This is a genomic window from Telluribacter roseus, from assembly GCF_017355915.2.
Lineage (GTDB): Bacteria > Bacteroidota > Bacteroidia > Cytophagales > Spirosomataceae > Telluribacter.
On sequence record NZ_JAFEUV020000004.1, the window covers coordinates 150,531 to 176,223 of the forward strand.

The 25,693-nt window shown below is 50.9% G+C and carries 21 protein-coding genes; 14 read left to right on the top strand and 7 right to left on the bottom strand.

The window, feature by feature from the left end; genetic code table 11:
* Window positions 1-182 precede the first annotated feature (182 nt).
* The gene (locus tag JTN23_RS09770) at window positions 183-410 is read left to right on the top strand and encodes a FeoA family protein (protein WP_247234372.1); all 228 of its coding nucleotides are present in this window, start codon (window positions 183-185) and stop codon (window positions 408-410) included.
* Between the two features lie 35 nt (window positions 411-445).
* Entirely contained in the window at window positions 446-2,644 is a 2,199-nt protein-coding gene (gene feoB, locus JTN23_RS09775; protein ID WP_247234374.1) for a ferrous iron transport protein B, read from the top strand.
* A 410-nt stretch (window positions 2,645-3,054) separates the two neighbouring features.
* On the opposite strand, the gene JTN23_RS09780 is transcribed toward feoB, so the two are convergent.
* The gene (locus tag JTN23_RS09780; protein WP_247234376.1) at window positions 3,055-4,536 is read right to left on the bottom strand and encodes an NAD(P)H-hydrate dehydratase; all 1,482 of its coding nucleotides are present in this window, start codon (window positions 4,534-4,536) and stop codon (window positions 3,055-3,057) included.
* Window positions 4,537-4,780: 244 nt separating this feature from the next.
* Here JTN23_RS09780 and rplS point away from each other — a divergent pair, with 244 nt between their 5' ends.
* Entirely contained in the window at window positions 4,781-5,143 is a 363-nt protein-coding gene (gene rplS / locus JTN23_RS09785; protein ID WP_247234378.1) for a 50S ribosomal protein L19, read from the top strand.
* A gap of 122 nt (window positions 5,144-5,265) precedes the next feature.
* Entirely contained in the window at window positions 5,266-6,045 is a 780-nt protein-coding gene (gene dapF, locus JTN23_RS09790) for a diaminopimelate epimerase (RefSeq protein ID WP_247234379.1), read from the top strand.
* Between the two features lie 63 nt (window positions 6,046-6,108).
* Here dapF and JTN23_RS09795 read toward each other — a convergent pair whose 3' ends face one another.
* The 4 genes from JTN23_RS09795 to JTN23_RS09810 all read right to left on the bottom strand — a co-directional run bounded on the left by JTN23_RS09795 (window position 6,109) and on the right by JTN23_RS09810 (window position 9,979).
* Complete coding sequence (locus JTN23_RS09795; RefSeq protein ID WP_247234380.1) at window positions 6,109-6,414, bottom strand: rhodanese-like domain-containing protein; 306 nt, start codon at window positions 6,412-6,414, stop codon at window positions 6,109-6,111.
* 28 nt (window positions 6,415-6,442) lie between these two features.
* Window positions 6,443-7,591 carry a DEAD/DEAH box helicase gene (locus tag JTN23_RS09800; RefSeq protein ID WP_310586713.1) on the bottom strand — a complete coding sequence of 383 codons (1,149 nt, stop codon included), beginning with the start codon at window positions 7,589-7,591 and terminating at the stop codon, window positions 6,443-6,445.
* 99 nt (window positions 7,592-7,690) lie between these two features.
* The gene (locus JTN23_RS09805; protein WP_247234382.1) at window positions 7,691-8,182 is read right to left on the bottom strand and encodes a hypothetical protein; all 492 of its coding nucleotides are present in this window, start codon (window positions 8,180-8,182) and stop codon (window positions 7,691-7,693) included.
* Between the two features lie 60 nt (window positions 8,183-8,242).
* A complete protein-coding gene (locus tag JTN23_RS09810) occupies window positions 8,243-9,979 on the bottom strand; it encodes a M14 family metallopeptidase (protein WP_247234384.1) in 1,737 nt (578 codons plus the stop codon).
* A 356-nt stretch (window positions 9,980-10,335) separates the two neighbouring features.
* Between JTN23_RS09810 and JTN23_RS09815 the strand changes: the two genes are divergently transcribed.
* On the top strand, window positions 10,336-12,120 hold the full coding sequence (locus JTN23_RS09815; protein WP_247234386.1) for a thiamine pyrophosphate-requiring protein: 1,785 nt from the start codon (window positions 10,336-10,338) through the stop codon (window positions 12,118-12,120).
* Window positions 12,121-12,418: 298 nt separating this feature from the next.
* Window positions 12,419-13,429, top strand: a complete 1,011-nt coding sequence (locus JTN23_RS09820; RefSeq protein WP_247234388.1) for an SDR family oxidoreductase — start codon at window positions 12,419-12,421, stop codon at window positions 13,427-13,429.
* Window positions 13,430-13,514: 85 nt separating this feature from the next.
* On the opposite strand, the gene JTN23_RS09825 is transcribed toward JTN23_RS09820, so the two are convergent.
* Window positions 13,515-15,785: an OmpA family protein gene (locus JTN23_RS09825; protein WP_247234390.1), complete on the bottom strand. Its 2,271-nt coding sequence runs from the start codon at window positions 15,783-15,785 to the stop codon at window positions 13,515-13,517.
* 201 nt (window positions 15,786-15,986) lie between these two features.
* The gene (gene tilS, locus JTN23_RS09830; RefSeq protein WP_247234392.1) at window positions 15,987-17,336 is read right to left on the bottom strand and encodes a tRNA lysidine(34) synthetase TilS; all 1,350 of its coding nucleotides are present in this window, start codon (window positions 17,334-17,336) and stop codon (window positions 15,987-15,989) included.
* Between the two features lie 78 nt (window positions 17,337-17,414).
* Between tilS and JTN23_RS09835 the strand changes: the two genes are divergently transcribed.
* From JTN23_RS09835 to recN, 8 genes are all read left to right on the top strand, one after another.
* On the top strand, window positions 17,415-19,100 hold the full coding sequence (locus JTN23_RS09835; protein ID WP_247234395.1) for an OstA-like protein: 1,686 nt from the start codon (window positions 17,415-17,417) through the stop codon (window positions 19,098-19,100).
* A gap of 199 nt (window positions 19,101-19,299) precedes the next feature.
* Window positions 19,300-19,920: a T9SS type A sorting domain-containing protein gene (locus JTN23_RS09840; RefSeq protein ID WP_247234397.1), complete on the top strand. Its 621-nt coding sequence runs from the start codon at window positions 19,300-19,302 to the stop codon at window positions 19,918-19,920.
* Window positions 19,921-19,994: 74 nt separating this feature from the next.
* Window positions 19,995-20,915, top strand: coding sequence for an outer membrane protein assembly factor BamD (locus JTN23_RS09845; protein WP_247234399.1), 921 nt, complete (start codon window positions 19,995-19,997; stop codon window positions 20,913-20,915).
* 34 nt (window positions 20,916-20,949) lie between these two features.
* Complete coding sequence (locus JTN23_RS09850; protein WP_247234401.1) at window positions 20,950-21,270, top strand: DNA-directed RNA polymerase subunit omega; 321 nt, start codon at window positions 20,950-20,952, stop codon at window positions 21,268-21,270.
* A gap of 129 nt (window positions 21,271-21,399) precedes the next feature.
* A complete protein-coding gene (gene coaBC, locus JTN23_RS09855; RefSeq protein WP_247234403.1) occupies window positions 21,400-22,608 on the top strand; it encodes a bifunctional phosphopantothenoylcysteine decarboxylase/phosphopantothenate--cysteine ligase CoaBC in 1,209 nt (402 codons plus the stop codon).
* The gene (gene porD, locus JTN23_RS09860) at window positions 22,605-23,519 is read left to right on the top strand and encodes a type IX secretion system protein PorD (protein ID WP_247234405.1); all 915 of its coding nucleotides are present in this window, start codon (window positions 22,605-22,607) and stop codon (window positions 23,517-23,519) included. Before coaBC ends, porD begins: the two co-directional genes overlap by 4 nt.
* Before the next feature lie 12 nt (window positions 23,520-23,531).
* Entirely contained in the window at window positions 23,532-23,759 is a 228-nt protein-coding gene (locus tag JTN23_RS09865; RefSeq protein ID WP_247234407.1) for a hypothetical protein, read from the top strand.
* 232 nt (window positions 23,760-23,991) lie between these two features.
* Complete coding sequence (recN, locus tag JTN23_RS09870; RefSeq protein ID WP_247234409.1) at window positions 23,992-25,692, top strand: DNA repair protein RecN; 1,701 nt, start codon at window positions 23,992-23,994, stop codon at window positions 25,690-25,692.
* The last annotated feature ends 1 nt before the right edge of the window (window position 25,693 follow it).

The window sequence follows — 25,693 nt, forward strand, 5'->3', positions numbered from 1 at the left end:
ATTACCTGTTTTTGTCACAAAAGTACACTATAAAGTCGTAGGGTGGTAAGACGTCAGTCCTATTTTTAAAAGACTTTTGTCAGGTCGTGTCCTATTCCCTGTCCCACTTATTTGATATTGTCAGCTTTGAGTACTTACTTTGTATTAATTATATTTATTCTAAATAAGCGTAATCGGCTGCTATGTCAAAACGAAGTGTAGCTGACTTGAAAAAAGGTGAAAGGGCCATCATCAAGTCGTTTACAGATCGCCCGATGTCCCTTAAGCTGCTCGAAATGGGTTGCCTGCCGGGAAGTGAGATACGACTCGATGCGGTAGCACCTTTTGGTGATCCCATTTGTGTTAACATTGGTGGTTTTTATTCTTTATCCTTACGACTCAACGAAGCGGCTACTATTCTGGTAGAATAGGCCGGTTGGGCATCGTAGTGTGAACCTGTATTCCTTTGAAATCTAATAGATATATAGTGGCGCTGGTTGGAAACCCCAACTGCGGGAAGTCTTCCCTGTTTAATCAGCTGACGGGGCTGCGCCAAAAGACCGGAAACTTTCCGGGTGTAACCGTTGAGAGAAAGTTTGGTACCTTCCGGCTGAGTCATGCTGCGGCTCAGGTAGCGGTAAGCGAGCCGGTTGTGGTTGAAACTACCCCTGCTGAGTCTCCTATAGCCGTATCGCCTAATGAGGCCCTGCTGGTCGACCTGCCGGGTATTTACAGTATCTACCCGAAGTCTTACGACGAGCAGGTTGTAATGGATATTCTGGCCAATCCGTCCCATCCCGACTATCCGGATGCGGTTATCGTGGTGGCCGATGCTTCCAATCTGCAGCGCAACCTTCTGCTGTACTCCGAACTTGCGGATCTGGGGCTGCCTATGGTACTTGCCCTTAATATGCTGGACATTGCCAGCAGCATGAATCTTACCGTCAATGCCACCCAGCTGGCTATGCAGCTGGGGGTACCGGTGGTGAAGATCAACGCCCGCACGGGTGAAGGAAAAGAAAATCTAAAAGTTGCTCTTCGTCAGGTACTCAGTGGGGATTCTGTACAGCCATCAGGGTACTTCTTTGATCCGGCCGATGCGGTACCTGACCTGATTGAAGAAGTAAAGCAAACCTACGACCTGACTAACAACTACCTGGCGCTCCAGTACGTTTGTCAGCACGACAACTTTACCTTCCTGGATCAGCCCAAACGTGCCAAACTGGATACCCTGATCGAAAAGTATGGGTTTGACGAAACGGAGTTCCTGGCCGATGAGACCATTGCCCGCTACGAGCGCCTGAAACCGATCGTAGCCAAGGTCGTCAAAGCCGAAGGCAAAACCGAACAGCCGGTATGGACGCGCCGTCTGGACCGCCTGTTGCTACACCCCATCTGGGGCTATGCTATGTTCCTGCTGGTACTGATGGTGATTTTTCAGGCTGTATTTGCCTGGGCCGAATACCCCATGAACTGGCTGGACGCAGGTATGGCGCAACTGATCGAATGGACGAAGGAGGTACTGCCTGGAGGGGTACTTAATGACATGCTGACGGATGGTTTGCTAGCAGGTATTGGTGGGGTTGTCATCTTTATCCCTCAGATCGCCTTCCTGTTTGCGCTGGTATCTTTGCTGGAAGAGTCAGGGTATATGGCACGGGTGATGGTGATCATGGACCGGCTCATGCGCCGCTTTGGCCTGAACGGTAAGAGCGTGGTACCTCTGATATCGGGAGTGGCCTGTGCGGTACCGGCTATCATGTCTACCCGAAGTATCAACAACCGCTACGAGCGCCTCCTTACCATCCTGGTCACGCCACTGATGAGTTGCTCGGCGCGCCTGCCTATCTATACCATTTTGATTGCTCTGGTGGTGCCGGATCGTACGGTGCTGGGCTTTCTGAACCTGGCCGGACTGGTACTGCTGGGTCTTTATCTGTTGGGGCTGGTTGGGGCACTGCTATCGGCCTGGTTGTTCTCCCGGTTTATTACCCGTAAAGAAACCAGCTATTTCATCCTCGAAATGCCAACCTACAAGATGCCCCGCTGGAACCACGTAGGTATCATGATGTATGAAAGCGTAAAATCCTTTGTACTGGAAGCCGGAAAGATTATCGTGGCTATATCGATAGTACTGTGGGTACTGGCTTCGTACGGTCCCGGTGATAGTATGGAGCGTGCTGCCGAACGGGCTTCTGTGGAGTATGCGGCGGCGGAATCGGAAGTACGGGATGCAGCCGTTGCGTCGGCTCAGCTCGAAAACTCCTACGCGGGTCACTTTGGTAAGTTCATTGAGCCAGCTATACGGCCCCTGGGGTACGACTGGAAGATAGGAATAGCCCTTATTTCTTCATTCGCGGCCCGCGAGGTATTTGTGGGTACTATGGCCACCATATACAGCATCGGCCGGGATGCCGAAGAAGATGTACTGACTATAAAGGAAAAGCTGAAGAAGGAGAGAAATCCGGATACCGGCGGACCTATGTACAGTACGGCGGTATCCTTCTCCCTGTTGATATTCTATGCGTTTGCAATGATGTGTATGAGCACGTTAGCGGTCGTGCAACGCGAGACGAATGGCTGGAAGTGGCCTATGGTACAGCTGGTGTACATGATGACCCTGGCCTATGTGTCTGCGTTTGTGGTATACCAACTGTTTAGCTGAAAATAGGGGTTAAAACAGAACCCCTTTAGTAAGCAGCGGGTATATAAAGCGGAAAATGATATAAACAAAAATCAAGAAAGCTAAACCTCCTAACAGGGTAGACTGATCCAGCGTAAATCTTTCGTTTCTTCTTGAGGAGTTGATTCCTTCCCAACGGTGAGCTACTTTCATTTCTTCAATTGGTTAATGGTGCGAATATTTTTATACAATTTATATGCCTGCCGGGGAAAACAAGGGAACAGGGTGGCCCGAGTTTTTCCCATTTTACATATAGAGTATTACTAAAAATACGATAAAAGGAGCATTTGGGTTTCCAAATGGTTGGAATAGCCTAAAAAAAATCTACATATAGCCGCAGACCCTTTCTCCCGCATTACTCAAAATGTGGAATTAATTTCCTTGGCCTTTTGCTACCATCCCAAATTTTCCACAATATCAGAAGCAATCATCCCCACTTTTGTTCTGCTACGGGCTGCCTTGTCGCCGGCCGCACCGTGCTGGTACACACCAAGTTGAGCAGCTTGAGCCGGTATGTACCCCTGAGCTACCAGGCTGGTAATAATCCCAGTCAGTACGTCGCCGGTTCCTCCCGTCGCCATCCCCGCGTTTCCGGTTGAGTTGAAGTAGACCTGTCCATCGGGTAGGACTACTGCCGTATGAGCCCCTTTCAGACATACGATTACATTGTACCGGGCGCAGAAGTCGCGTGCTGTCTGTAGGCGCTGGAACTCATCCGGGCTTTCACCCGTCAGTCGCTGAAACTCCCGGGGGTGAGGAGTGAGGATGGTATTTTCGGGCAACTGCTCCAGCAGGTCCGGGTTCTCCGCTAACAGGTTGAGTGCATCAGCATCCAGTACCAGAGGAATATTACTACGCGTGATCAGTTCTTTGAGGGCTTGTAGCGTTTGTGGGTCTTTACCAATGCCCGGTCCCATGCCAATGGCATCGTAGGATTGCAGGGAGGGTAGGGTAGTAATATACTGCTCGTGCAAGTCAACAAGGGCCATGGCTTCGGGGACCGCCGTCTGGATAACCGTATAGCCGCAACGGGGGATGTGCATGGTCAGTAACCCTATGCCTGACCTCAGGCAGGCCCTGCCGCACAGCAGAGCCGCGCCCATTTTGCCAAAGCTACCAGCTATCAATAAGGCATGACCAAAGGTACCTTTGTGCGAAAACTTTCCTCTGGGCATGATGAGACTCTGAGCGGCTGCTTCGTCGGTGTAGGCGTAGGGGGTAGGCTCCTGCTCTATAAACTCCCGCGACAAGCCTATATCTACCGCTACCCATTCGCCTACGTACACCTCATTCCGGGGCATCATGAAGGCCAGTTTGGGTAGTTGGAAGGTAACCGTGTATTCGGGCTGAATGATGGTGTCATCCTTCTGATTGGCCTGATCGGCGTACAGACCAGTGGCTATGTCTACGGATAGGATCGTTGCCTGGCTTTGATTTATGGCTTTGACTACCTCTGCTACCAGGCCGCTAAGAGATCGGGTAAGCCCTGAACCCAGTAGGGCATCTATGACAAGCGAATCGACAGGCAGGGAGGGAATGTCGCCCGGCTCTATGATAGTTTGGCGGGTTATAGAGGCGGGCAATCGGTCAAGATTTGCCTGAAAATCTTCTGAACCCTGCTTTGCGTGCTCTACTACGTATACCTGTACTGCATAGGCTCGTTCACTTAGAAGCCGGGCTATGGCCAGCCCGTCTCCTCCGTTGTTTCCCATGCCGCAGAAGACTAGTACGGGCTGCCGGGAGTTAAAGCGTGCACAAAACCAGTCGACAAAGGCCTGTGAGGCGCGCTCCATCAGATCCAGAGATGATATCGGTTCATGTTGGATGGTGTAGGCATCAAGAGCGCGGATTTGCGGTACGGTGAAGATTTTCATAGGTAGTGTGTTTGATCAAAAAAGGTAGTAGTGCTTCAAAAGTACTTGCCAGCCGTATAGCAGTTGGCTGTGACTCATTTATTACAGAATCAAAGGTGATAAAAATAGGGAGAGCCTTTTATAAGCAAAAAAGAAGAGCTATATTTGCGCTCGTTTTCGCGAAGGCTGTTTTGAATGAAGGGGCGCCACCCCGTCCGCTGGAAGCAGACCTATTTCAAACCAATCTATTTTTACAAAATTCGTCATGAGCGAACTTATTAAACTCGTTGAATCTACGATCGAGAATCGTAAGCAGGAGTATCCCGAATTTAAGGCGGGCGACACAATTAACGTACACGTTAAAATCAAAGAAGGTAACAAGGAGCGCGTTCAGCAGTTCCAGGGTACTGTGATCCAGCGTCGTAACATGAACGATGTAGGCGAAACCTTCACTGTACGTAAAGTTTCTAACGGAATAGGTGTAGAGCGTATTTTCCCTATTCTGTCCCCCAGCATTGCTAAGATTGAATTGCTGCGTCGTGGTAAGGTACGTCGTGCTCGTCTGTTCTTCCTGCGTGGTCGTCAGGGTAAAGCAGCGCGTATCAAAGAGCTTAAAGCTACTAAGTAAGCCACTGCCTTTACATCTAAAAACGAAGCCCTGCAGGACTCTTTCCTGGCAGGGCTTTGTTGTATATCAGCTAACCTAACAAAACAGGGGCGGTATCATCTACTTCAATACCTTAACTTACAATGAGAATACACTTCTATAAATACCAGGGTACCGGCAACGACTTCATCATGATTGATGATCGTGAACGTACCTTTCATGCTACGCAGGAAGAGATTGAGCGCCTGTGTCACCGTCGCTTTGGGATCGGGGCGGATGGCCTGATCCTGCTTCGTCAGGAACCAGACTACGACTTCCGGATGGTGTACTATAATGCCGACGGCCGCGAAGGAAGCATGTGCGGAAATGGCGGTCGCTGTACCGTACGCTTCGCTAATGACCTGGGACTGTTTGAAGATACTACTACGTTTATAGCGGTAGATGGTCCGCACAAAGCGACGGCTACCCCTACGATCATCAGCCTGAAAATGTGTAACGTGAGCGGTGTAGACCGCCGGGAGGACTACCATTTTATGAATACCGGTTCGCCCCACTATGTCACGTACGTAGATAATGTCGACGAAACGGATGTAGTAGGCATCGGGCGTGCCATCAGGTACGGCGATGAGTATGGCCCTAAGGGAGGTACCAATGTAAACTTCGTAGAAGTACTCAATGAAAACCACCTAAAGGTACGTACCTATGAGCGGGGCGTTGAGGACGAAACCTATTCCTGCGGAACCGGAGTGACGGCCTGCGCCTTGTCAGCGCACGTGCAGCACGGGTGGGAAGGCCCGGTCACGATCGAGACGCTGGGCGGTACCCTGCAGGTCACCTACAACCAGACCGCTGCTGATCAGTACAATGATATTTATCTGGTGGGTCCGGCCGTACGGGTATTTGAAGGTACCATAGATATATAAATGAAGAGGCGGATATAGGACTTACTCTTCAGGTCCTATATCCGCCTTTCTGCTTTTTGTTTATTATTCTGCTTCCAGAATCCCACCCTTCAGGTGGAACACCTTTTTGTCGGGCCACTCGGGTACCCGGCAGTAGTCCATTGCCGCTACTTTGCTGCGGGCTCCGTTGGTGCAGATGACGATAATCGTATCGTAAGGCTCCAGTTCCGGGCGCTTCTCCCGGATAGAAGCCAGGGGAATATTTACTCCTCCTATATTAAACTCTTCAAACTCCCACGGCTCCCGTACATCCACTATGAGTGTACCAGGCTGATCCCGTAGCTCCTCCATTTCTGCGCGCGAAACATCTACGTAGTTTTTACGTGGCATGATGGGTTGTATCAGTTATTCCAGTCAATTACGCCTTTGTTGCATAGGGGTGTTCTTTCACCACCGGCAACTGCTTTCCGATCAGTTTCTGAATGTCCTTTAGGTAGGCCTTTTCCTCCGCATCTACGAACGAAAACGCTATGCCACTGGCACCGGCGCGCCCCGTACGCCCTATGCGGTGTACGTAGGTCTCGGGTATGTTCGGGATTTCGAAGTTAATTACGTGCGTCAGCTCATCCACATCAATACCACGTGCGGCGATATCAGTAGCTACCAGGATGCGGGTCTTCCGGCTCTTAAAATTAGCCAGAGCGTTCTGGCGGGCATTCTGTGATTTATTGCCGTGAATGGCTTCGGCCGTGATTCCTGCCTTCTTAAGTACTTTAACTACCTTATCCGCACCAAACTTGGTACGGGTAAATACCAGAGCCGTTTCGATAGTTTTATCTTTAAGTACATGAAGAAGCAGGGCATTTTTATCCGTCTTGTTCACGTAGTAGATACTCTGATTGATGGTATCGGCGGTGGAGGATACCGGAGTCACCTCTACCTTGGCGGGCTTGGTCAGAATAGAGTCAGCCAACTTGGTAATGGCCGGAGGCATAGTAGCCGAGAAAAAGAGCGACTGCCTTTTGGAAGGGAGTACCGCGATAACTTTCTTTACATCGTGCACAAAGCCCATGTCCAGCATGCGGTCCGCTTCGTCGAGTACAAACATCTCCAGCCCTTTCAGATGGACAAAGCCCTGATTCATCAGGTCCAGCAGGCGGCCCGGTGTGGCTATCAGTACATCTACACCCTGGGTCAGAGCATCGGTTTGGGGCTTTTGGCCTACTCCTCCAAAAATAACGGTATGGCGGATGCCGGTATGGCGTCCATAGGCCGTAAAGCTCTCACCAATCTGGATGGCCAGTTCACGCGTTGGGGTCAGGATGAGCGCCCTGATCTGCTTGCGACCTTTGCCTCTGTCAGCATTTTGTTTTTCGTACAGGAGCTGTAAGATTGGTATCGCAAAGGCGGCTGTTTTGCCGGTGCCGGTCTGGGCGCAGCCCAGTAAGTCTTTACCTTGAAGCAGTAGGGGGATGGCTTGTGCCTGAATGGGGGTAGGTTGTGTATAGCCTTCGGTTGTCAGAGCCTTACGAATTGGCTCAATGAGATTTAAATCCTGAAATGTCATGTATAAGTTGTAGTAAGGCCATCTCAGGTACTAAACCAAAAGAGAACCCTGAATAAGAAAATTGACCTGAATGGTCTTAATAATAACGTTAACCTCAATTTATTCGTTCGGCAGTCTGTCCGCTGCTGACTGTATTTCGGCACAATCTACCTTCTTTAGGGTGTCATTAAGGGTTGCATCGCGGGGGTAGGCTACACCATTTACCCATACAAACTCACCATCGGGGAGTACTATGGCCTGATTCTCCCGGACAATAATATTAATTTTTTCTTCGGTTTGGGTACCTTCCTGCTGATAGGTGTACGTAGCATGAACCATAAAGCCATCAATATGTTCGGACTCTGTCTTGCCCGTAAAGGTACCCTTACGGCTGTCTTTTTCCGCCGGTAGCCAGTTATATATTCCACTCACAGTACCATCTTCATCTACCTCCCAGCTTAGCTCAGTCACATCCTGGCGTCCGGCCGGGGCATCGGCGGGGAAGGTTGTCCGGTAACAGTAACTGGTAGGGCCTGCTTTCTGACCACTACTTTTTTGGTCAGCCCCACAGCCCATTAGCAGGAATAGAGTAAATAGGAGATATCTGTACATTCAGTATTGTTTCAGTCAAAGACGTTTCGGCAATCTCTATTCATCCTTCCAAAATCAAGATTACCTGACCGGTACCCTGAACAACGGATACCGGAGGTACTCCTTCTCCCGGTGGGATGAATGGTCGTAGACAAATTCTAATTGGGCTTCGGCACTTTTGGCAAAGTCAGCATCCTGTTTCTTCTTTTCTTCCAGGGCCTTCTGCAGCTCCGGCGACTTCTTAAGAAGCTCCGCGGCCAGATCCTCAAATACATAAGAGGAGAATCCTTCCTTTTGTTGGAGAATGGTATCAAAGAAATTCCACTTAAAGAATGAATCTACCCCTTTGGGCTCCAGCGTTTCGATGATGTACCGGTTCGTCCACTGATTAACCGGTACATACCAGTCGCCTTTAAGAAAGGCGACCTTTTGCTTCTCTTTGCGTAGGTCAACGCTGGTGTGCCAGTAGTGTCCTTCGTAGGGCTGAGGGGCCGTTTTAATATCCTGTACGTGGTATACTTCTACCTCCATTACGGTATCGCGGGCCAGGGGCTGCATCTGTACCCGGTTCAGCTTTAGCAGATCCACCACCTGGTGCCAGCCCTGTGGGATCACATAGGCGGCGGGACGATCCACCACATCTACGGGTTCATAGTTGTTGTAGAATGGAATCGCTTTGGTGAAAGGTTTGGAACGGTTGTAATGCAAGCGCTCCAGACCACTTACCTGACTGGGAAAGTACTCCGGCTCGTAGCCTTTAAATTCAATCATAGAAGGTTTCTCCTTATTGACCTGCCACGTCACCGCGAACTTTTCCTGCATCTTCACCGCTTCCTTCGTTTCCCGGCGCATCCGGAGTAACTGGCGGCGGTACTGGGCCAGCAGCCGGGTAGTACCTTCCAGGTAGGCGTAGGTGGCCTTAACCCGCTGGTCGTAGGGCTTGAGCATATGGGTCTCGGTCATGACACCGATGGTATGGAACAGGGCGGCGTAGCCGGTAGAGTAGCGGGGCCAGTCCGGGAACTGCACGAAGCCTTTATCGGGAGTCTGTGCCCAGGCATTGACGTAGGGAGTGGCTTCGTAGCCGGCTTCCTTCATGTGGCGGTACAGGTAAGGCAGAAAGGTATGCCGCTGGAATTGCCCCAGTTCACCCCCCAGTTTATCCTCCTGCGTGTAGTCGAGCGTCATTACGTACTGGTAGTCGGCCCCGTTGCTCACATGCGTGTCCACAAACAGGTCAGGATCCAGCTCGTGAAAGATAGCGGCAAAGCTGCGGGCGTTGCGGGTATCGGCCTTGATGAAGTCACGGTTGAGGTCGTAGTTGCGGGCATTGCCCCGGAAGCCGTACTCCTCCGGCCCCTCCTGATTGACGCGGGTAGTACGGTTGCGATTGAGGGCGCCGCCAATGTTGTAGAAGGGAATAATAGCAAGTACTACGCTATCGAGCTGAGGGAAGCGCTCCGGGTGCAGCGCTATATCTCGCAGGAGCATCATAGAGGCATCCACTCCGTCAGATTCGCCCGGGTGGATGGCGTTGTTGACAAGCAGAATGGCTTTACCCTGTGCTTTGAGTCTGGCCATATCAAATACCCGGCTCCGGGAGTAGAGTACCAGGTGAAGGGGCTTGCCGCTGTCGGTCGGGCCTTTTTCGCTGATACGGATCTGGGGAAAAGCTTTGGCTAACCTCTGGTAGTAGGCCATGGCTTCTTCGTAGGTAGGAGTCTGGGTACCGCGGCTCTTTTCAAAACGGGTTTCGTATTGCCCAAAGGCAGCTACCGTGACACTCAGGAAAAGCAGGCTGAGAAATATTCTGAACATATAGATGAGCATTACCAAATGGAGTTCAAGTTACATCCATTAGGTTTTCTATCCAAAACCACAGTTTTCCCCCTCCTTACCGTTGGCTGATAGCCTCCTGTGCCAGCAGGGTACTTCATAGCTTATTCATGGGTGTTCCCATCCCGAATTTAATATAAGAATAGATTTTTTGGGTAGTACCTGTCTATTCTTTTGCCTGCTTCGGCCTCCGAACCGGTGGTATAATGTTTTATTCCTCCACTGCATTCTTATGCCATTGATTATAAGCTCCGCTATCTGACGGGGGATCGGTTAGTAATTGGTTTGAAGTAGTGTCATATACCTATTCAATATTCACATAACTTAAATCATAGATCATGAGCAAGCAGGTTGGCGATTTTGTAATCAGCAGAATGGGCGAGTGGGGGATCACCCGCATATTTGGTTTTCCGGGTGATGGTATCAACGGCCTGTTGGGGGCGTTGAACCGGGCCAGTGACCAGATGGAGTTTATTCAGGTACGGCACGAGGAGATGGCCAGTTTTATGGCTTGCGCCCACGCCAAATTTACGGGCGAAGTAGGGGTGTGTATGGCTACCTCAGGTCCGGGGGCGGTACACCTGCTCAATGGCCTCTATGATGCCAAGATGGATCACCAGCCGGTGGTGGCTATCGTGGGGCAGCAGGCCCGGGCCTCGCTGGGGAGCGATTATCACCAGGAGATAGACCTGATATCGCTTTTTAAGGATGTGGCGCATGAGTACGTACATATGATCATAGATCCTGCCCAGGCCAAGCACGTCATCGACCGGGCCATCCGCATCGCCAAGGCCAAGCGATCAGTTACCTGTGTCATTATCCCTAACGATGTACAGGAACTGGACGACGTGGAGGAGCCACCCCGGGAGCATGGGTCGACCCATTCGGGGGCGGGTCATGCCAGGCTGCACGTAGTACCTCCCCCGACTGAACTGGAAAAAGCCGCGGCCATTCTGAATGAAGGGAAGAAAGTAGCTATCCTGGTGGGAGCCGGAGCACTCAACGCTACCGAAGAAGTAAAAGAAATAGCCGAGCTGCTGGGAGCCGGGGTGGCCAAAGCCTTGCTGGGGAAAGCGGCCCTTTCGGACGAACTGCCCTACGTGACGGGTTCCATTGGATTCCTGGGGACCAATGCGTCCTGGGACCTGATGACCGAGTGTGATACCCTGCTGATGATAGGTAGTAGCTTTCCCTATACGGAGTTTCTGCCGAAGGTAGGGCAGGCCCGAGGGGTACAGATCGACATAGACGAACGGATGCTGAGCCTGCGCTACCCCATGGAACTCAATCTGATTGGTGATAGCAGGGATACGCTACGGGCGCTGATCCCGCTGATCAACCGCAAGGAAGACCGTAGCTGGCGTGAGCGGGTGGAGGGTACCATCCGGGACTGGTGGAAGGCCGTTGAGGCCAAGGCCATGAATGACGCTGACCCCATCAACCCGCAACGGGTGTTCTGGGAGCTTTCGTCCCGCCTGCCGGATCGCTGTATACTGACCACTGACTCGGGGAGCGCTACGGTCTGGTATGCCCGGTTTATCAAGATCAGGGAGGGGATGATGGCTTCGCTCTCGGGCAATCTGGCTACCATGTGTCCGGGTGTACCGTATGCGATTGCCGCCAAATTTGCCTATCCCGATCGGGTGTCCATAGCCATGGTGGGGGACGGTGCCATGCAGATGCTGGGGATCAACGGGCTCATCACCATTGCCAAGTACTGGCGGCAGTGGAGCGACCCACGTCTGGTAATACTGGTAGTGAATAACCGTGATCTGAATATGGTCACCTGGGAGCAGCGACTCCTGAGCGGTGACCCCAAGTTTGAAGCTTCGCAGGATATACCGGACTTTAACTATGCCCAATATGCTGAGATGCTGGGCCTGAAGGGAATCCGGGTCGAAGACCCCGCCAAGATCGGAGATGCCTGGGACCAGGTACTGGCGGCGGATCGCCCGGCGGTGTTGGATGTGGTGACGGATCCGAATGTTCCCATCATTCCACCCCACCTCAGCATGAAGCATATCAAGAATTTTTCAATGGCACTGGCGAAGGGGGATCCGGAGGAGTCAGGAATCATCAGGCAGTCGCTCAAAGATATGCTGAAGGAGTACCTGCCCGGCTAAAAATCATGCGATAGCACTAGATATAGCCCTATGCGGAAGAATGGTACAGGCTGCCATTCTTTTGCATATTTATGTGTATACGTTGGTTGTCAGATGGTTAAAATAGAGGAGCGCCGTGGTGGTGGCAGGATATTTTGGTAAGATGTAGTAGATATCTATCTAATGATGTGATTCTTCATACCGTAGATGCCGTTGCTACCGGACTGGTATACGACGCTATTATGAAAGGGGACTAGTGAAAGCGTCTCTTGTGGAAGCAGTACAACTCTAAACATTTCAAAACTAATCTTTACAAACAATGAAAGATACAGGCGATTTTAAAGGGAAGGTAGTTGTCGTAACCGGTGCTTCGGCCGGATTGGGTCGGGCCATAGTCCGTGAGTTTGCCAGGAATGGCGCCCATGTGGGGCTGCTGGCCCGGGGGAAGGATGGGTTGGAAGGAGCAAAAAAAGAGGTAGAAGAATACGGAGGAAAAGCGCTGGCCATTCCCACAGATGTAGCCGATCCTGATCAGGTAGAGGCGGCTGCCGAACAGATCGAAAGAGAGCTGGGACCCATTGATATCTGGGTCAATAACGCCATGATCAGCGTGTTTGGGCCGTTCAAGGAGTTGGATGTGAAGGATTTTAAACGCGTAACGGAAGTTACCTACCTGGGTCAGGTATATGGTACGCAGTCAGCGCTGAAACGAATGCTGCCCCGCAATGCAGGTACCATTATCCTGGTGGGGTCGGCGCTGGCGTACCGGGGTATTCCGCTGCAGTCGGCCTACTGCGGAGCCAAGCACGGGATACAGGGCTTTTTCGATTCGCTCAGGTCAGAGCTTTACCACGACAACAGCAACATTGACCTGTGCATGGTACAGCTACCGGCTATGAATACCACACAGTTTGAGTTTGTAAAAAGCCACCTGCCCAACAAGCCCCGTCCGATGGGTACCATCTACCAGCCCGAAGTAGCCGCCCGTGCCATAGTACACGTAGCTAAGCATCCGCAGCGGGAGTTGTACGTGGGCTACCCTACAGTGCAGGCCATCCTGGGTAATAAGTTTATACCGGGGCTGCTGGATAAGTACCTGGGCAAAATAGGATACGACGGGCAGCAGACCGACGAACCCAAAGATCCTACCCGCAAGGATAACCTGTACGAACCCCTATCCGGCGACTACGGAGCCCACGGCAGTTTCGACGCCCAGGCGTGGGACTTCAGTCCGCAGGTATGGGCTGCCACGCATAAGGCCGTTGTATACGGGGCACTCGCTTCGCTGGCTTTTACAATAGGGGTACTGGCTACACGTCGCTGGTCCTGATATGATTGAGCTGGTACAACTGGCTAAAAAAAAGCCTCTGTCAAGTGACGGAGGCTTTTTTGTGATATAGGCACTTTTTACTTGTTTACTTAACTGATAATATTTTGAACTCGGTACGGCGGTTGAGCTGGTGGTCGGCGTCGGCGCAATCTTTGCCATCCGCACAATCGTTCAGGAGTTCACTTTCACCGTATCCTTTGGCCACCATTCGACTGGGTTCGATACCCTTTCTCTGCATGTAGGCAAAGGCTGCCCGTGCCCGGCGCTCCGAAAGCATCTGGTTGTAGTCGGCATTAGCGCGGCTATCGGTGTGGGAGCGAATCTCGATGTTCATATTCGGGTACTTCTTCATAAGTCCTACAACACGATCCAGTTCCTTGGCAGCGTCAGACCGGATGTTGAATTTGTTAAGGTCGTAGTAGATGTTATCCAGCCTGAACACATCTCCTTCACCGTAAATACCTATGTTATTCTCCACTACGGCTCCGCGCTTTTTGGTCTTAAGCTGGTTTTGATCCGTAGCGTAGCGATCTTTCTCCGCTACGATGGTATACTTAGAGTTAGGATCCATATCAAACTCGTAGCTACCATCCGGGCCGGTCGTAACGGTTTCTTCGGTTTTGCTCTTCTCGTTGCGCAGGGTAACCTTCACCCCTTCGGCCGGCTGCTGGTTTACTTCCTTCCTGATTACCCCTTTTACGATGGTGTTTTCGCTACGGTCCAGGTAAATGGATAGTCCCATGGTAGGCTGCGAAGACTGGGTCTGCGATGAAAAACGGATGCTGTTAGCCGCATAGCCCTCTTTGATGGCCTTAAATTCGTATTCGGTAGCTACATCAAGGCACAGGCGGATACTGCCGTCCATGCCGGTCTGCTGAAGTACCTGGTTCACGCCATTCTTCATCATTCGTACGTCGGCTGCTTCCAGCGGTTCTTTGGTTTTGGCATCGTATACGTAGATGTTGAGCTGCTTGCACACCCGGCGGAAACTGTAAATGTTATCATCAGAGGATCCGCGCTTCCGGTTGGAGCTCAGATAGCCCGAGGTACGATTGGCATCGGTAATGAAGCCAAAGTCATCGCGTTCGGAGTTGATAGGGGCTCCCAGGTTCTGGACGTTTCTGACAGGTATGTCATCCTTCAGCTCCACCATGAAAACATCCAGACCACCCAACCCCTCGTGACCGTCCGACGAGAAGTACAGGATTCCGTTGGCGTCTACGTAAGGGAACATCTCATTGCCCTCGGTGTTGATTTCGCGGCCCAGGTTGACCGGAGTACCCCACTGCCCGTTGTTGTAGTCTACTACGTACAGGTCGGTACCTCCGTAGCCTCCGGGCATATCCGAAACAAAGTATAGCCTGGAGTCATCCGGTGAGAGGGCCGGGTGTCCGCACGAGTACTCCTTGTTATTAAAGGGCAATTCTTTAACATTGCCCCACTTGTTACTACTGTTCTGCTCAGCGTAGTACAGCATTAGCTTACGGATGCCCTGATCGCTCTTTCCTGACTTGCCCCGGTCATCGTTGTTGCGGGTGAAGATCATCCGCTTCTGATCCTTAAAGAAAGTCATCGGACCTTCGTGGTACTTGGTATTGAGGGTCCGGCTGAATTCCTCCGTTTTACTGAGTGGCTTCTCGGTACCGGGGGTGCTTTTCGACGAATTGTTAATGGCAGATCCTCCCAGTGACGAAGCCGTGGTGGACTCAAAGGTACCTCGCAGTTCAGTAGTGTCGGGGTGGAAGTACAGGTCCAGGAAGGGCGTCTGGTTGTAGCTGAATACCCGCTTCACCGGGCCACCCTCGTTCCGGGCCGATACAAACACCAGACCCTTCTGATAGTACATCGGACTGAAATCAGCCTGGTTGGAATTGATGGGTATGTACTCGAGCTTATAGGATGACGAGTCCTGGTAGAAGCGGTTCATATCCATGTAAGATACCGTGAAGCGTCGCCCGCGCAGGTCTTCTTTCTGCTTTTCACCGTACTTAGCGTACATTTTTTGGGATTCGCGGTACTTGCGGTTAGAGGCCAGCGACTGCGCGTAGTAGAGGTATACTTCGCTCGGCAGATCCGTAAAGCTGTTGACCAGCTCACTATAAGCGCGCTCGGCGTTACGGGTATCCTGCAGGCGGCGGTAGCTATAGCCCAGATTGATGAGGGCTTCACGTGTTTCGGCCGGATCTCTTCTTCTGTCAATACGTAAAAACTCCTCATACAATCTCACGGCGCTGGTGTAGCTCATGTCCTCAAACTGCTTGTTGGCAGTTCGCAAACGGGCACTTTGTGCCATAGCCCCGAACGTAAGCAGCAGGGCGGCCAGCAGTAGTAATGTATGTCGGTAGATTTCTTTCATGTGTGTTAGGCAAAGTGAGGGTAATAGCATTATCCTTGGGTACGGTTTGAAGCAAATATGATGCCTGTTTTTATCTTTTCGGACTGGAAAATTAGCAGATTAAGGTAAGGGCTGCAATACATCGGATGCAGAAATGTCATAGCGACCTAATAATAAAAGTACTATGGGAGAGAACAGGGTAATAGCCTTACTGTCTTTCGGTTAGGCCGGTGGGAAATGTCCCTGTGTCATAGTCATTAGAGTAAGATGGGTCGTCTGATCAGTAATCCGAAAACGATGGTCAGGCCTGAGACCCGCTACCCATACGATCTGGTCCTGACTATCAACCAGTACCGGAATGGTTTCTTTCAGGGTGCGGGGGATTTTCAGGTTTACCAGCAGATCGCTCACTTTCTTTTTCTTACCCCCCATTCCCAGCGGACAAAACCAGTCGCCCTGGCGCCAGGAGCGTAGACGCAGGGGGTACTTGAGCTTATCGGAGTCGAAGGTGGCGGTATGGGGGTTGGTGGCTATCTGGAACTGTGACGGACGGGCCAGCCGCTCAATGCTAAATAGAGTCGGGCCAAACTGTACCATCGTACTGGACTCCTCAATAAGTACTTCCTCCGAGGGGAGGGGTGTAGGCATCAGCAGCAGCTCGGTCCGGTCCTTCACCAGCGTGTGGGTAGGGGACTGAAATAGTTTACCGGCTAGTCCTTCCAGCGTATTTACGATTTGCTGCGCCTGCTGATATGTAAATCCATGGGGTTGCAGCAACTCGGCCAGCCGGTACACGGGTTCGGTAGCCTGCAGTAGAGAGGCAATGGATATCCGCAGCACAGCTCCTTCGGTACGGACCGCCTGCTGCTGCCATTCTTTCATGTGTGCCGCCAGGAGCGCCTCCGCCGCCCGAAGCCGCTCGGCTGTGAGCTGAAAGGTATCTTCAAGCGATGGATTGATTTGCCTGAGTACTGGTACTACCTGATGCCGCAGCAAATTACGGCGGTAGTAGGTACTCTGGTTGGAGCTGTCTTCGCGCCAGCGCAGGCTATGGATGGCCGCATACTGCTCTATTTGCTCCCGTGATGCGAAAAGCAGAGGACGGATCAAGGCGCCGTTGCGGAAGGTGATGCCTCTAAGTCCGGCCAGTCCGGTGCCCCGTACCAGGTTGAGTAGTACCGTTTCGATGGCATCGTTGCTATGGTGGGCGGTGGCTATGTAGTCGTAGCCCTCCTGCCGGCGTACTTCCTCAAACCAGGCGTAGCGCAGGTCACGGGCGGCCATTTGGGTAGAAACGTCCCTGTCTCGGGCATAGGCTGCGGTATCAAATCGTTTGGTATAGAAGGGGACCCCGTACTGTTCCGCCAGCTCTTTAACAAATAGCTCATCGACTTCGGATTCTTCTCCTCTCAGTCCGAAGTTGCAGTGTGCTATGCCCAAGTGAAGCCCTGCTTTCGAAAATAAGTCTACCATTACGACCGAATCGATCCCTCCGCTTACAGTTAATAGTGTCCGGTCCTGAGGCAGTGGAATCTTATGAGCGTTAATAAACGTTAAAAAAGCATCCAGCATAAACCGGGCTGAGGTTAATGATGTAATTTTGTGAGTTCAATGAGCAATCTTTCAAAGGTAGGCAGAAACCTCCACCACATGAAGCAATCAAAAAAAATAGCCGCCACAGGCAACCATATTAAACTTTCAGGAGTCCATATAGTCAAACAGACGATGAAACTGATCGTGTTCTTTGGTTTGCTGCTTGCTTCGTCGTACACGTGGGCGCAGATAGGACCTCCGAGAGGGGCGGGTGGACCTACCGAGCGGGTAGAGCTACTCCCCGGATCGGATAGTCTGGTTATTACGAATGAGGGAGGAGTGGAGGTACGCCGGGTGGTCAACAACGTCCGCTTTCGCCACAAGGGAGCGGTGCTGCATTGCAACCTGGCCATACATAACGTAGCCTCTAACCTGATTGAGGCCTATGGTAACGTGAAAATTGTACAGGGGGATACCATTACGGTTACGGGGGATACCCTCTACTACTATGGCGATACCCGACTGGCTATTGTGAGTGGTCGGAAAGCCATGCTGAAAGATAAGAAAAGTACGCTCACTTCGCGAAAGCTGGTGTACGATATGGCGGTAGGAATTGCCAGTTATCCCGCACCAGGCCGGACCGTTGATAAAGACAACGTCCTGACCAGCGAAGAGGGCTTTTATAATACCAGAACCAAGGAGTTTACCTACTATCGCAATGTGAAGATTGTAAACCCCAAATATACACTTACTACGGATACTCTGTTTTATAATTCGATTACCAAGTGGTCACACTTTCAGGGTAAAACGCGTATAGAGAGTAAAGACGGTACGCTGGTAGCCAATAAGGGGCGCTATAACACCGAGACTAGGGAAGCCATATTCAATACCCGTACTTCGGTAGATAATGAGTCCTACACGCTGACGGGTGATTCATTATTCTATGATAACCTTAAAGAGATTGGATTTGCCAAAGGCAACGTAGAGATATTAGCAAAAAATGACAAGACCTTGCTGACCGGTGAAGAAGGGTTTTATCGGGGAAAGGAGGGCTTTTCGAAGGTATACGGACGGGCACTGGTTCGTAGTGTGGTGCAGGCAGATACCCTGTTTATACGAGCGGATACTCTGTACTCCTACGAAAACAAGGTAGACAGTACCCGGAGGCTGATTGGGAACAAGAACATCTATATGTTCAAGACTGATTTTCAGGGTAAGTGCGATTCGCTGGTGTACAATACATCCGACTCCACAATCTTGTTCTTCAGGAACCCCATATTGTGGAGTGACAACTATCAGCTGGTGGCAGACTCAATCAATGCCTATCTGGTCAATAACAAGATCAACCGGATGCTGCTGAAAAGTAATTCGTTTGTGATTTCGGAGGATACTTTGTTGAATCAGCATAACCAGGTCAAGGGCAGGACGATTCAGGCATATTTCAATTCTGAAAATAAATTGAGGCAGGTATTGGTAGACGGGAACGGCCAGAGTGTCTACTACGCCGTGGGTGAAGACGAAAAGCTAATTGGCTTGAATAGAGTAGAATGCGGTAAGATGAATATCCAGTTTCTGGACAACCGGGTCAAGCGGATTTCGTTTGTCGGGCGACCGGACGGTGAACTCATCCCTCCCCAAAAAATACAACCGGATAAGAGAAAGCTGGAGGGCTTTAACTGGCGGATTAATGAGAAACCTACCCGGGCTCAAACCATCTGGGCCGAGGTACCACCGGCGGCTGAACCCGTGAGTAAGAATGAGTTGAAACAGGGCAAAGGAGCAGTTGGAGCTATAAATCGTTGAGATAAATACTCAAAAACCTTTTAGCATACTTTTTGTTCCTTGAGGTAACAGAGGGCTGAGAAATAGCCTTTTACGAAATTTTCTAAAAAATTCCCCTCTGTTACACAATAAGTTTTGATAGTACAATTTTTTATGTATATTTTTGTAAAAAGGACCAGTACAGACCGCAAATCTACTGGCGTGTACCTAACTAAATGCCATGAAGCAAACTCTACTTATTGCATATATAGTATTCACCGCAGCCATTGCTACTGCCCAGACTACTGCGACTCGCAGCCGTCTGGATATGGCTTATAAAAAGCAGCCGGCGGGGCTCGACCGACCGACCCTGGTACGACAACCAGCCGTCATTGAATACAAACCCCTTGCGCTGCCTAAGGCTACGGCCCTGAATGACTACTATCGTTCCCTGTTGTTTGCTAATCCAGCAGCGGCCCAGACGGCTACGGTACGAGAGACTACAGCACCGATTGTAGCTCAGGTAGACCGCAGTGAGCGCCGTGGAATCGGATTTGAGGATAAGGAGCGGGTAGAAGAGAAGCTCTACTCCAGCGATCGTATCACCGTCTCGAATATCTATCCCAATCCGGCCAACGAATCGGCTGAAATAGACTATACGCTTAGTTCGTCAGTGCGTGATGCTAAGCTGATCATTTACAATGTACTAGGTTCACCAGTAGCGGAGTTTTCTCTGGATAAAAACGATACCAAACTAAATGTCAATACCCGTGAACTACCTACGGGTGTATACTTCTATCAATTGGCCGTGGAAGGGAAAAAAGTGGCTACTAAGAAAATGCTGGTTCGTCATCAGCAATAACTTTACATCAAGGCACTTTCTTAGCTACCCTTTCGTTAGAATGGTGTAGCTTTTTTTATTATCTTTGCAACCCTATGCGAAAGAACACAACTGCGGGTTATTTCTTACTGATTATCACCGTATTATTTATTACGTCATGCAGCCCTTTTGCTAAGCTGCAGAAGTCAGGTACTGACCAGGAAAAGTACGATGCGGCAGTTAAGTACTACAAGAAAGGGGAGTTCTACAAAGCAGGTTTGCTGTTTGAGGAGCTGATCCCGATCCTGAAAGGTAGTACTGAGTCGGAGATGGCGCAGTTTTACTACGCGTACACACAGTATCACCAGGGGCTCTACAACATGAGCCAGTACCTGTTTAAGAAGTTCTACGATACCTACGCTCGTAGTGAATACGCCCACGAGGCCCTGTACATGCATGCCTTCTCCCTCTACAAGGACTCGGCTCCGCACAACCTGGACCAGACCAGTACCATGACGGCGATTTCGGCCATGCAGGACTTTATCAATACCTATCCCGAAAGCCCCTTCCGCAACGAGTGTACCCGCTTCATTATGGAGCTGCGCAATAAGCTGGAGCTGAAAGCGTACGAAAAGGCCAAACTGTACTACAAGATCAGTGATTTCAACCTGGGTTCACTGAAGTCAGCTGTTATTTCAATTGGCAACTTCCAGAAGGATTTTCCGGATTCAAACTTCAACGAGGAATTGTCGTACCTGCGGGTGGATGCCCAGTATAACCTGGCCAAGAGCAGCTTTGCCGCTAAGCAGAAAGAACGTTACGAAGATGTAGTGAAGTACTACCAGGCGTTTATTGATAAGTATCCCAAGAGCGAGTACATCCGTACTGCTGAAAAGCTATATGGTGAGAGCGTGCAGGAATTGGATCGTATTGCTGCTGCCGAAAAAGCCAAGCAACAGAAGAAAGAAAATGAAGGAGATCCGGCTACCAAGCCATCCCGGGTAACTACCTCGGAAGCATCTTCTTCCATTAAATAACCGATCATCACTAAAAGTAGAAATAAGTAAGATTATGGCAACGAATCCATCTATCGTAACTCGTGACACTGACAAGATTGCTGCTGTTACGGGTAATCTGTACGAATCGGTTTCGATCATCTCGAAGCGCGCCCGTCAGGTTTCAAGTAAGATGAAAGAAGAACTGAACAACAAACTGGCCGAATTTGCTTCGGGTGTTGATAACCTCGAAGAGGTATTCGAAAACCGGGAGCAGATCGAAATCTCTAAGTTTTACGAGCGTATGCCTAAGGCCAGCAGCATGGCTATTGACGAGTTTCTGGAAGGTAAGACTTACTTTGCTCATCGCAATGCCGAAGAGGATAAGGATATCTAAAAATAGCATGTAATAAGAAGCAGCCGTACGGACCGTCATTTTGTTCGTACGGCTGCTTCTTTTAGTAGTATCTGGTCATAGTGGTAAGGATATTGCTACATCAATAGGATCATTAAATCTTGATCAGCTTTGTTTCTGTCAGGTAAAAAAATACTAGTAGGAGTATCAGGAAGTATCGCCGCCTATAAGTCGGCCTTATTGGTAAGGTTACTTGTCAAAGCGGGGGCCGAGGTACAGGTCATTATGACCGAAGCGGCCCGTGACTTTATTACGCCGCTGACTCTTGCAACTCTTTCCAAACGACCGGCTCTTAGCTCTTATGTAAAGGGGGAGGATGGTACCTGGAACAACCACGTGGAGCTGGGCCTCTGGGCTGATGCCATGATAGTAGCCCCGGCCACCGCCCATACACTGGCTAAGTGTGCCAATGGCCTCTGTGACGACCTGCTTTCGGCCGTGTACCTCTCCGCCCGGTGCCCGGTGTTCTTCGCTCCGGCTATGGATCTGGACATGTACCACCACCCAAGTACGCAAAGCAATCTGCGGCGGCTGGTAACCTATGGTAATACTATCATTGAGGCCGGTTACGGCGAACTCGCCAGTGGGCTGGTAGGGGATGGGCGCCTGGCCGAGCCCGAGGCCATTGTGGCGGTACTGGAAAAGCACTTCTTCCGGCGCGAGGTAGCCGTGGGGAAGCGGGTACTTATTACGGCGGGTCCTACGCAGGAGGCCATTGACCCGGTGAGGTACATCAGTAATCATTCAACCGGCAAAATGGGCTATGCCCTGGCTCAGGCTTTTGCCTACGCAGGAGCTCAGGTAACGCTGGTAAGCGGCCCTACCGCACTGCCTGTTCCGGATGATTCGATCCGGATGATCAGGGTACAGTCGGCCCAGGAGATGTACGAGGCGGCGCAGGAGTACTTTGGACAGTGTGACCTGACCATATTGACGGCAGCGGTAGCGGATTACAAACCGGCACAGGCTGCTACGCAAAAGATCAAGAAGAAAGATGACGTACTAACGCTTGACCTGGTCAAAACGGTAGACATTGCGGCTACATTGGGTAGCCAAAAGCGGGAGGAGCAACTACTGGTTGGCTTTGCGCTGGAGACAGACAACGAACTGGCCAATGCCATGGATAAGCTGCAGCGTAAGAATATGGACTACATCGTCCTGAACTCACTGAACGATGCCGGCGCCGGCTTTGCACACGATACCAACAAAATTACCGTTATTGACAAAGAAGAACGTATCCGGCACTACGAGCTGAAATCCAAGCAGAAGGCGGCCCGCGATATCATGGAGATTATTATTGACAAATGGAGCGAAGCATGAAAAAGGTGATTTTCCGGTGGCTATTGATGGTGTTGTGGGTAGGAGGGGCGGCTGCTCAGGCGCAGGAACTCAACTGCACCGTCAACTTAAACTATGATCAGCTGTTTGCGCAGCAGAAAACCGACGCGCAGACGATGGGGCAGCTGAAGACCTACATCACCGAGTTCCTGAACAACACCCGCTGGACCAACGATCAGTTTGCGCCCGAAGAGCGCATCAAATGCAAGCTCAACATTAACCTGATCCGGTCGGTCACGCAGGGGAGCTACGAGGCCAATGCTCAGCTGATCATTACCCGTCCGGTCTACAATAGTACCTATGAGACGGTTCTGTTTACGTACGTGGACCGGAACTTCAACTTTACGTACCTGCCCAACAGCCCGATGTTTTTTAACGAAAACAACTATACCGACGAGCTGCCCTTTACGCTGGCCTACTATGCGTACATAGCGCTGGCCCTTGACTACGACTCGTTCAGCAAGCAGGGCGGCAGTCCGTTTATTCAGCGGGCGTTCAACCTGGCTACGCTGGCCCGCAATGCCTCCACTTTTCAGAAAGCCTGGGGCAATACCGACACGCGCAACCGCTACTGGCTTATCGAGAACCTCATGAGTCAGCAGTTTATTCCTTTCCGGGAGGGCCTGTATGCCTACCACCGCCAGGGGCTTGACGCCGCTACCGAAACGCCCGGCCAAACCCGCAAAAAGGTGCTGGAAGTACTTAACACGATCAAGCAGGTGTCGCAGTTGCGTCCGGGGGCTATCGTGATCAATTCATTTTTTGATGCCAAGTCGGAGGAGCTCTTTAACATGATGAGAGAGGCAGGGCCGGATGAACGCCAGCAGGTATATACATTGCTTTCCTCGATGGATCCGGCCAAGACAGAACTATATCGTAAACTGATTCAATAAGACCTTCCTTCTATGAGCAAGCGCCTCATCCGGATTGGTGCGGTTGATGTCCCCGCCCGGCTCAACGAACTATCCGGACAAGACCTCCATGTAGTACTACGAAGTGGCCATACGCACCTGGGTCAGCTACTTACCTATTCGCCCTATACACTGACGATTCGTGACTCCCGCGGGCACCGACATGTGATACCGGTAGCTGAAATGGAGGAAGTTATCTACGACAAAAAAAGCTCCTACTGAGCCCCTGCTATTTTATTGAATATCTTTTACATATACCGAACCCCTGCTGCTTCTGATTTGTTGAATACTTGATTAACTTCGCAGGCAGAACAGGTAAATAACCCATGAGCGCCGGTGCTGGTACCAGAGGTATCTGACCGGTGTATTTTGTGGTTTGAGGTAGGTTATCTAACTTCCCGTACTGTATTTTCCTGCTTCTTCGACGGACCGCTTTTTAACAGTCCACAACAACATGCTTTCAAACTTACTGATCAAGAATTACGCCCTTATTGAGCACCTTGAGCTATCGCCTGATCCGCAGTTGAATATCATTACGGGTGAGACGGGTGCCGGAAAATCTATCATGCTGGGTGCTATAGGTCTGTTGCTGGGCAACCGGGCCGATAGTAAGTCCCTGTATGACCCAACCCAGAAATGCGTCATAGAAGGTACATTTGATGTATCGGGCTATGCGGTTGAACATATATTTGATGAAGAGGAGCTGGACTTCTCCCAGAGCTGTATCGTTCGTCGCGAAATCAGCCCTTCGGGTAAGTCACGCGCCTTTGTGAATGATACTCCCGTTAACCTGGACACACTGCGCCGGGTTACTGACCAGCTTATGGATATCCATTCCCAGCACGATACCATTATGCTGGGTAATAACGAATTTCAGCTACAGGTGGTGGATACCTACGCCACCAACGATGCCTTGCTTAAGAAGTACCGGAGTGATTACCGTGCCTACAAGCAGGCCCGCGATACCTACGAAAAACTCAACTCAGAGGCCGGCCGGATGCGGAAGGAGTTTGACTACAACAACTTCCTGTATCAGGAGCTGAGCGATGCCAATATTCAGCCTGATGAGCAGGACCAGCTTGAGCGTGAACTCAACCTGCTGGAGAATGCCGTCGAGATCAAGGAGCGTCTGCAGCTGGCGTACGACTACCTCGATAACCCGGAGCAGTCGGTACTGGATATGCTGAAAAGCGCCATCGGTACCCTGACGCAGGCAAGCCGACTGGTATCGGATTACGAGCAACTCCGCGAGCGGGCACAGAGCGCGCTCATTGAACTACGTGATCTGGCCGACGAAATCAGCAATGCAGGTAGTATGGTAGATATTGACGATGAGCGTACCATCGTGGTACGTGAGCGTCTGGATCAGCTGTACCAGCTCCAGCAAAAGCACCAGGTGCGTACCCTGCAGGAGCTACTGGACATCCAGCACGATCTGGAAGCCAAAGTAAGCAAGGTACTTAATCTGGACGATGAGCTCCAGAAGGCCAAGCTGGACGTGGAGACTACCCAGGAGCGCATGCTGAAAAGCGCGGAGAAGCTTTCGGCTTCCCGTCTGGCGGTTACCAGGGAGATAGAGCAGCAGATCTGCCGCTGGCTGTTTGAGCTGGGGATGCCCAATGCTTCACTGTCTATTGAGGTATCGCAGGTAGCGCCTACGGTGGATGGTACTGACTTTATTTCGTTCCTGTTCAGCGCCAACAAGGGTATCCGTCCGCAGGAGCTGCGTAGCGTGGCTTCCGGGGGTGAGTTCTCGCGTCTGATGATGGTGTTTAAGTACATCTTGGCCGATAAGCGCAAGCTGCCTACCATCATCTTTGACGAGATCGATACCGGTGTGTCGGGTGAGATCGCCATCAAGATGGGTAACATGATGCAGCACATGGCCCATAGCCACCAGATCATAGCCATCACGCACCTGCACCAGATTGCCGCCCAGGGTACTGCGCATTACTTTGTATACAAAGACAATTCATCGGCCAAGACCGTCAGCCGTATCCGCAGACTCACCTTTGAGGAGCGCGTGATGGAGATTGCCCAGATGATCGGAGGACGTACTCCATCGGAGACCGTCGTAAATAATGCCCGCGAAATCCTGAACGGGACTTACAGCAGTAGCAGTAATGGTAAGAAAAAGCAACCCAAACTATCCTGAC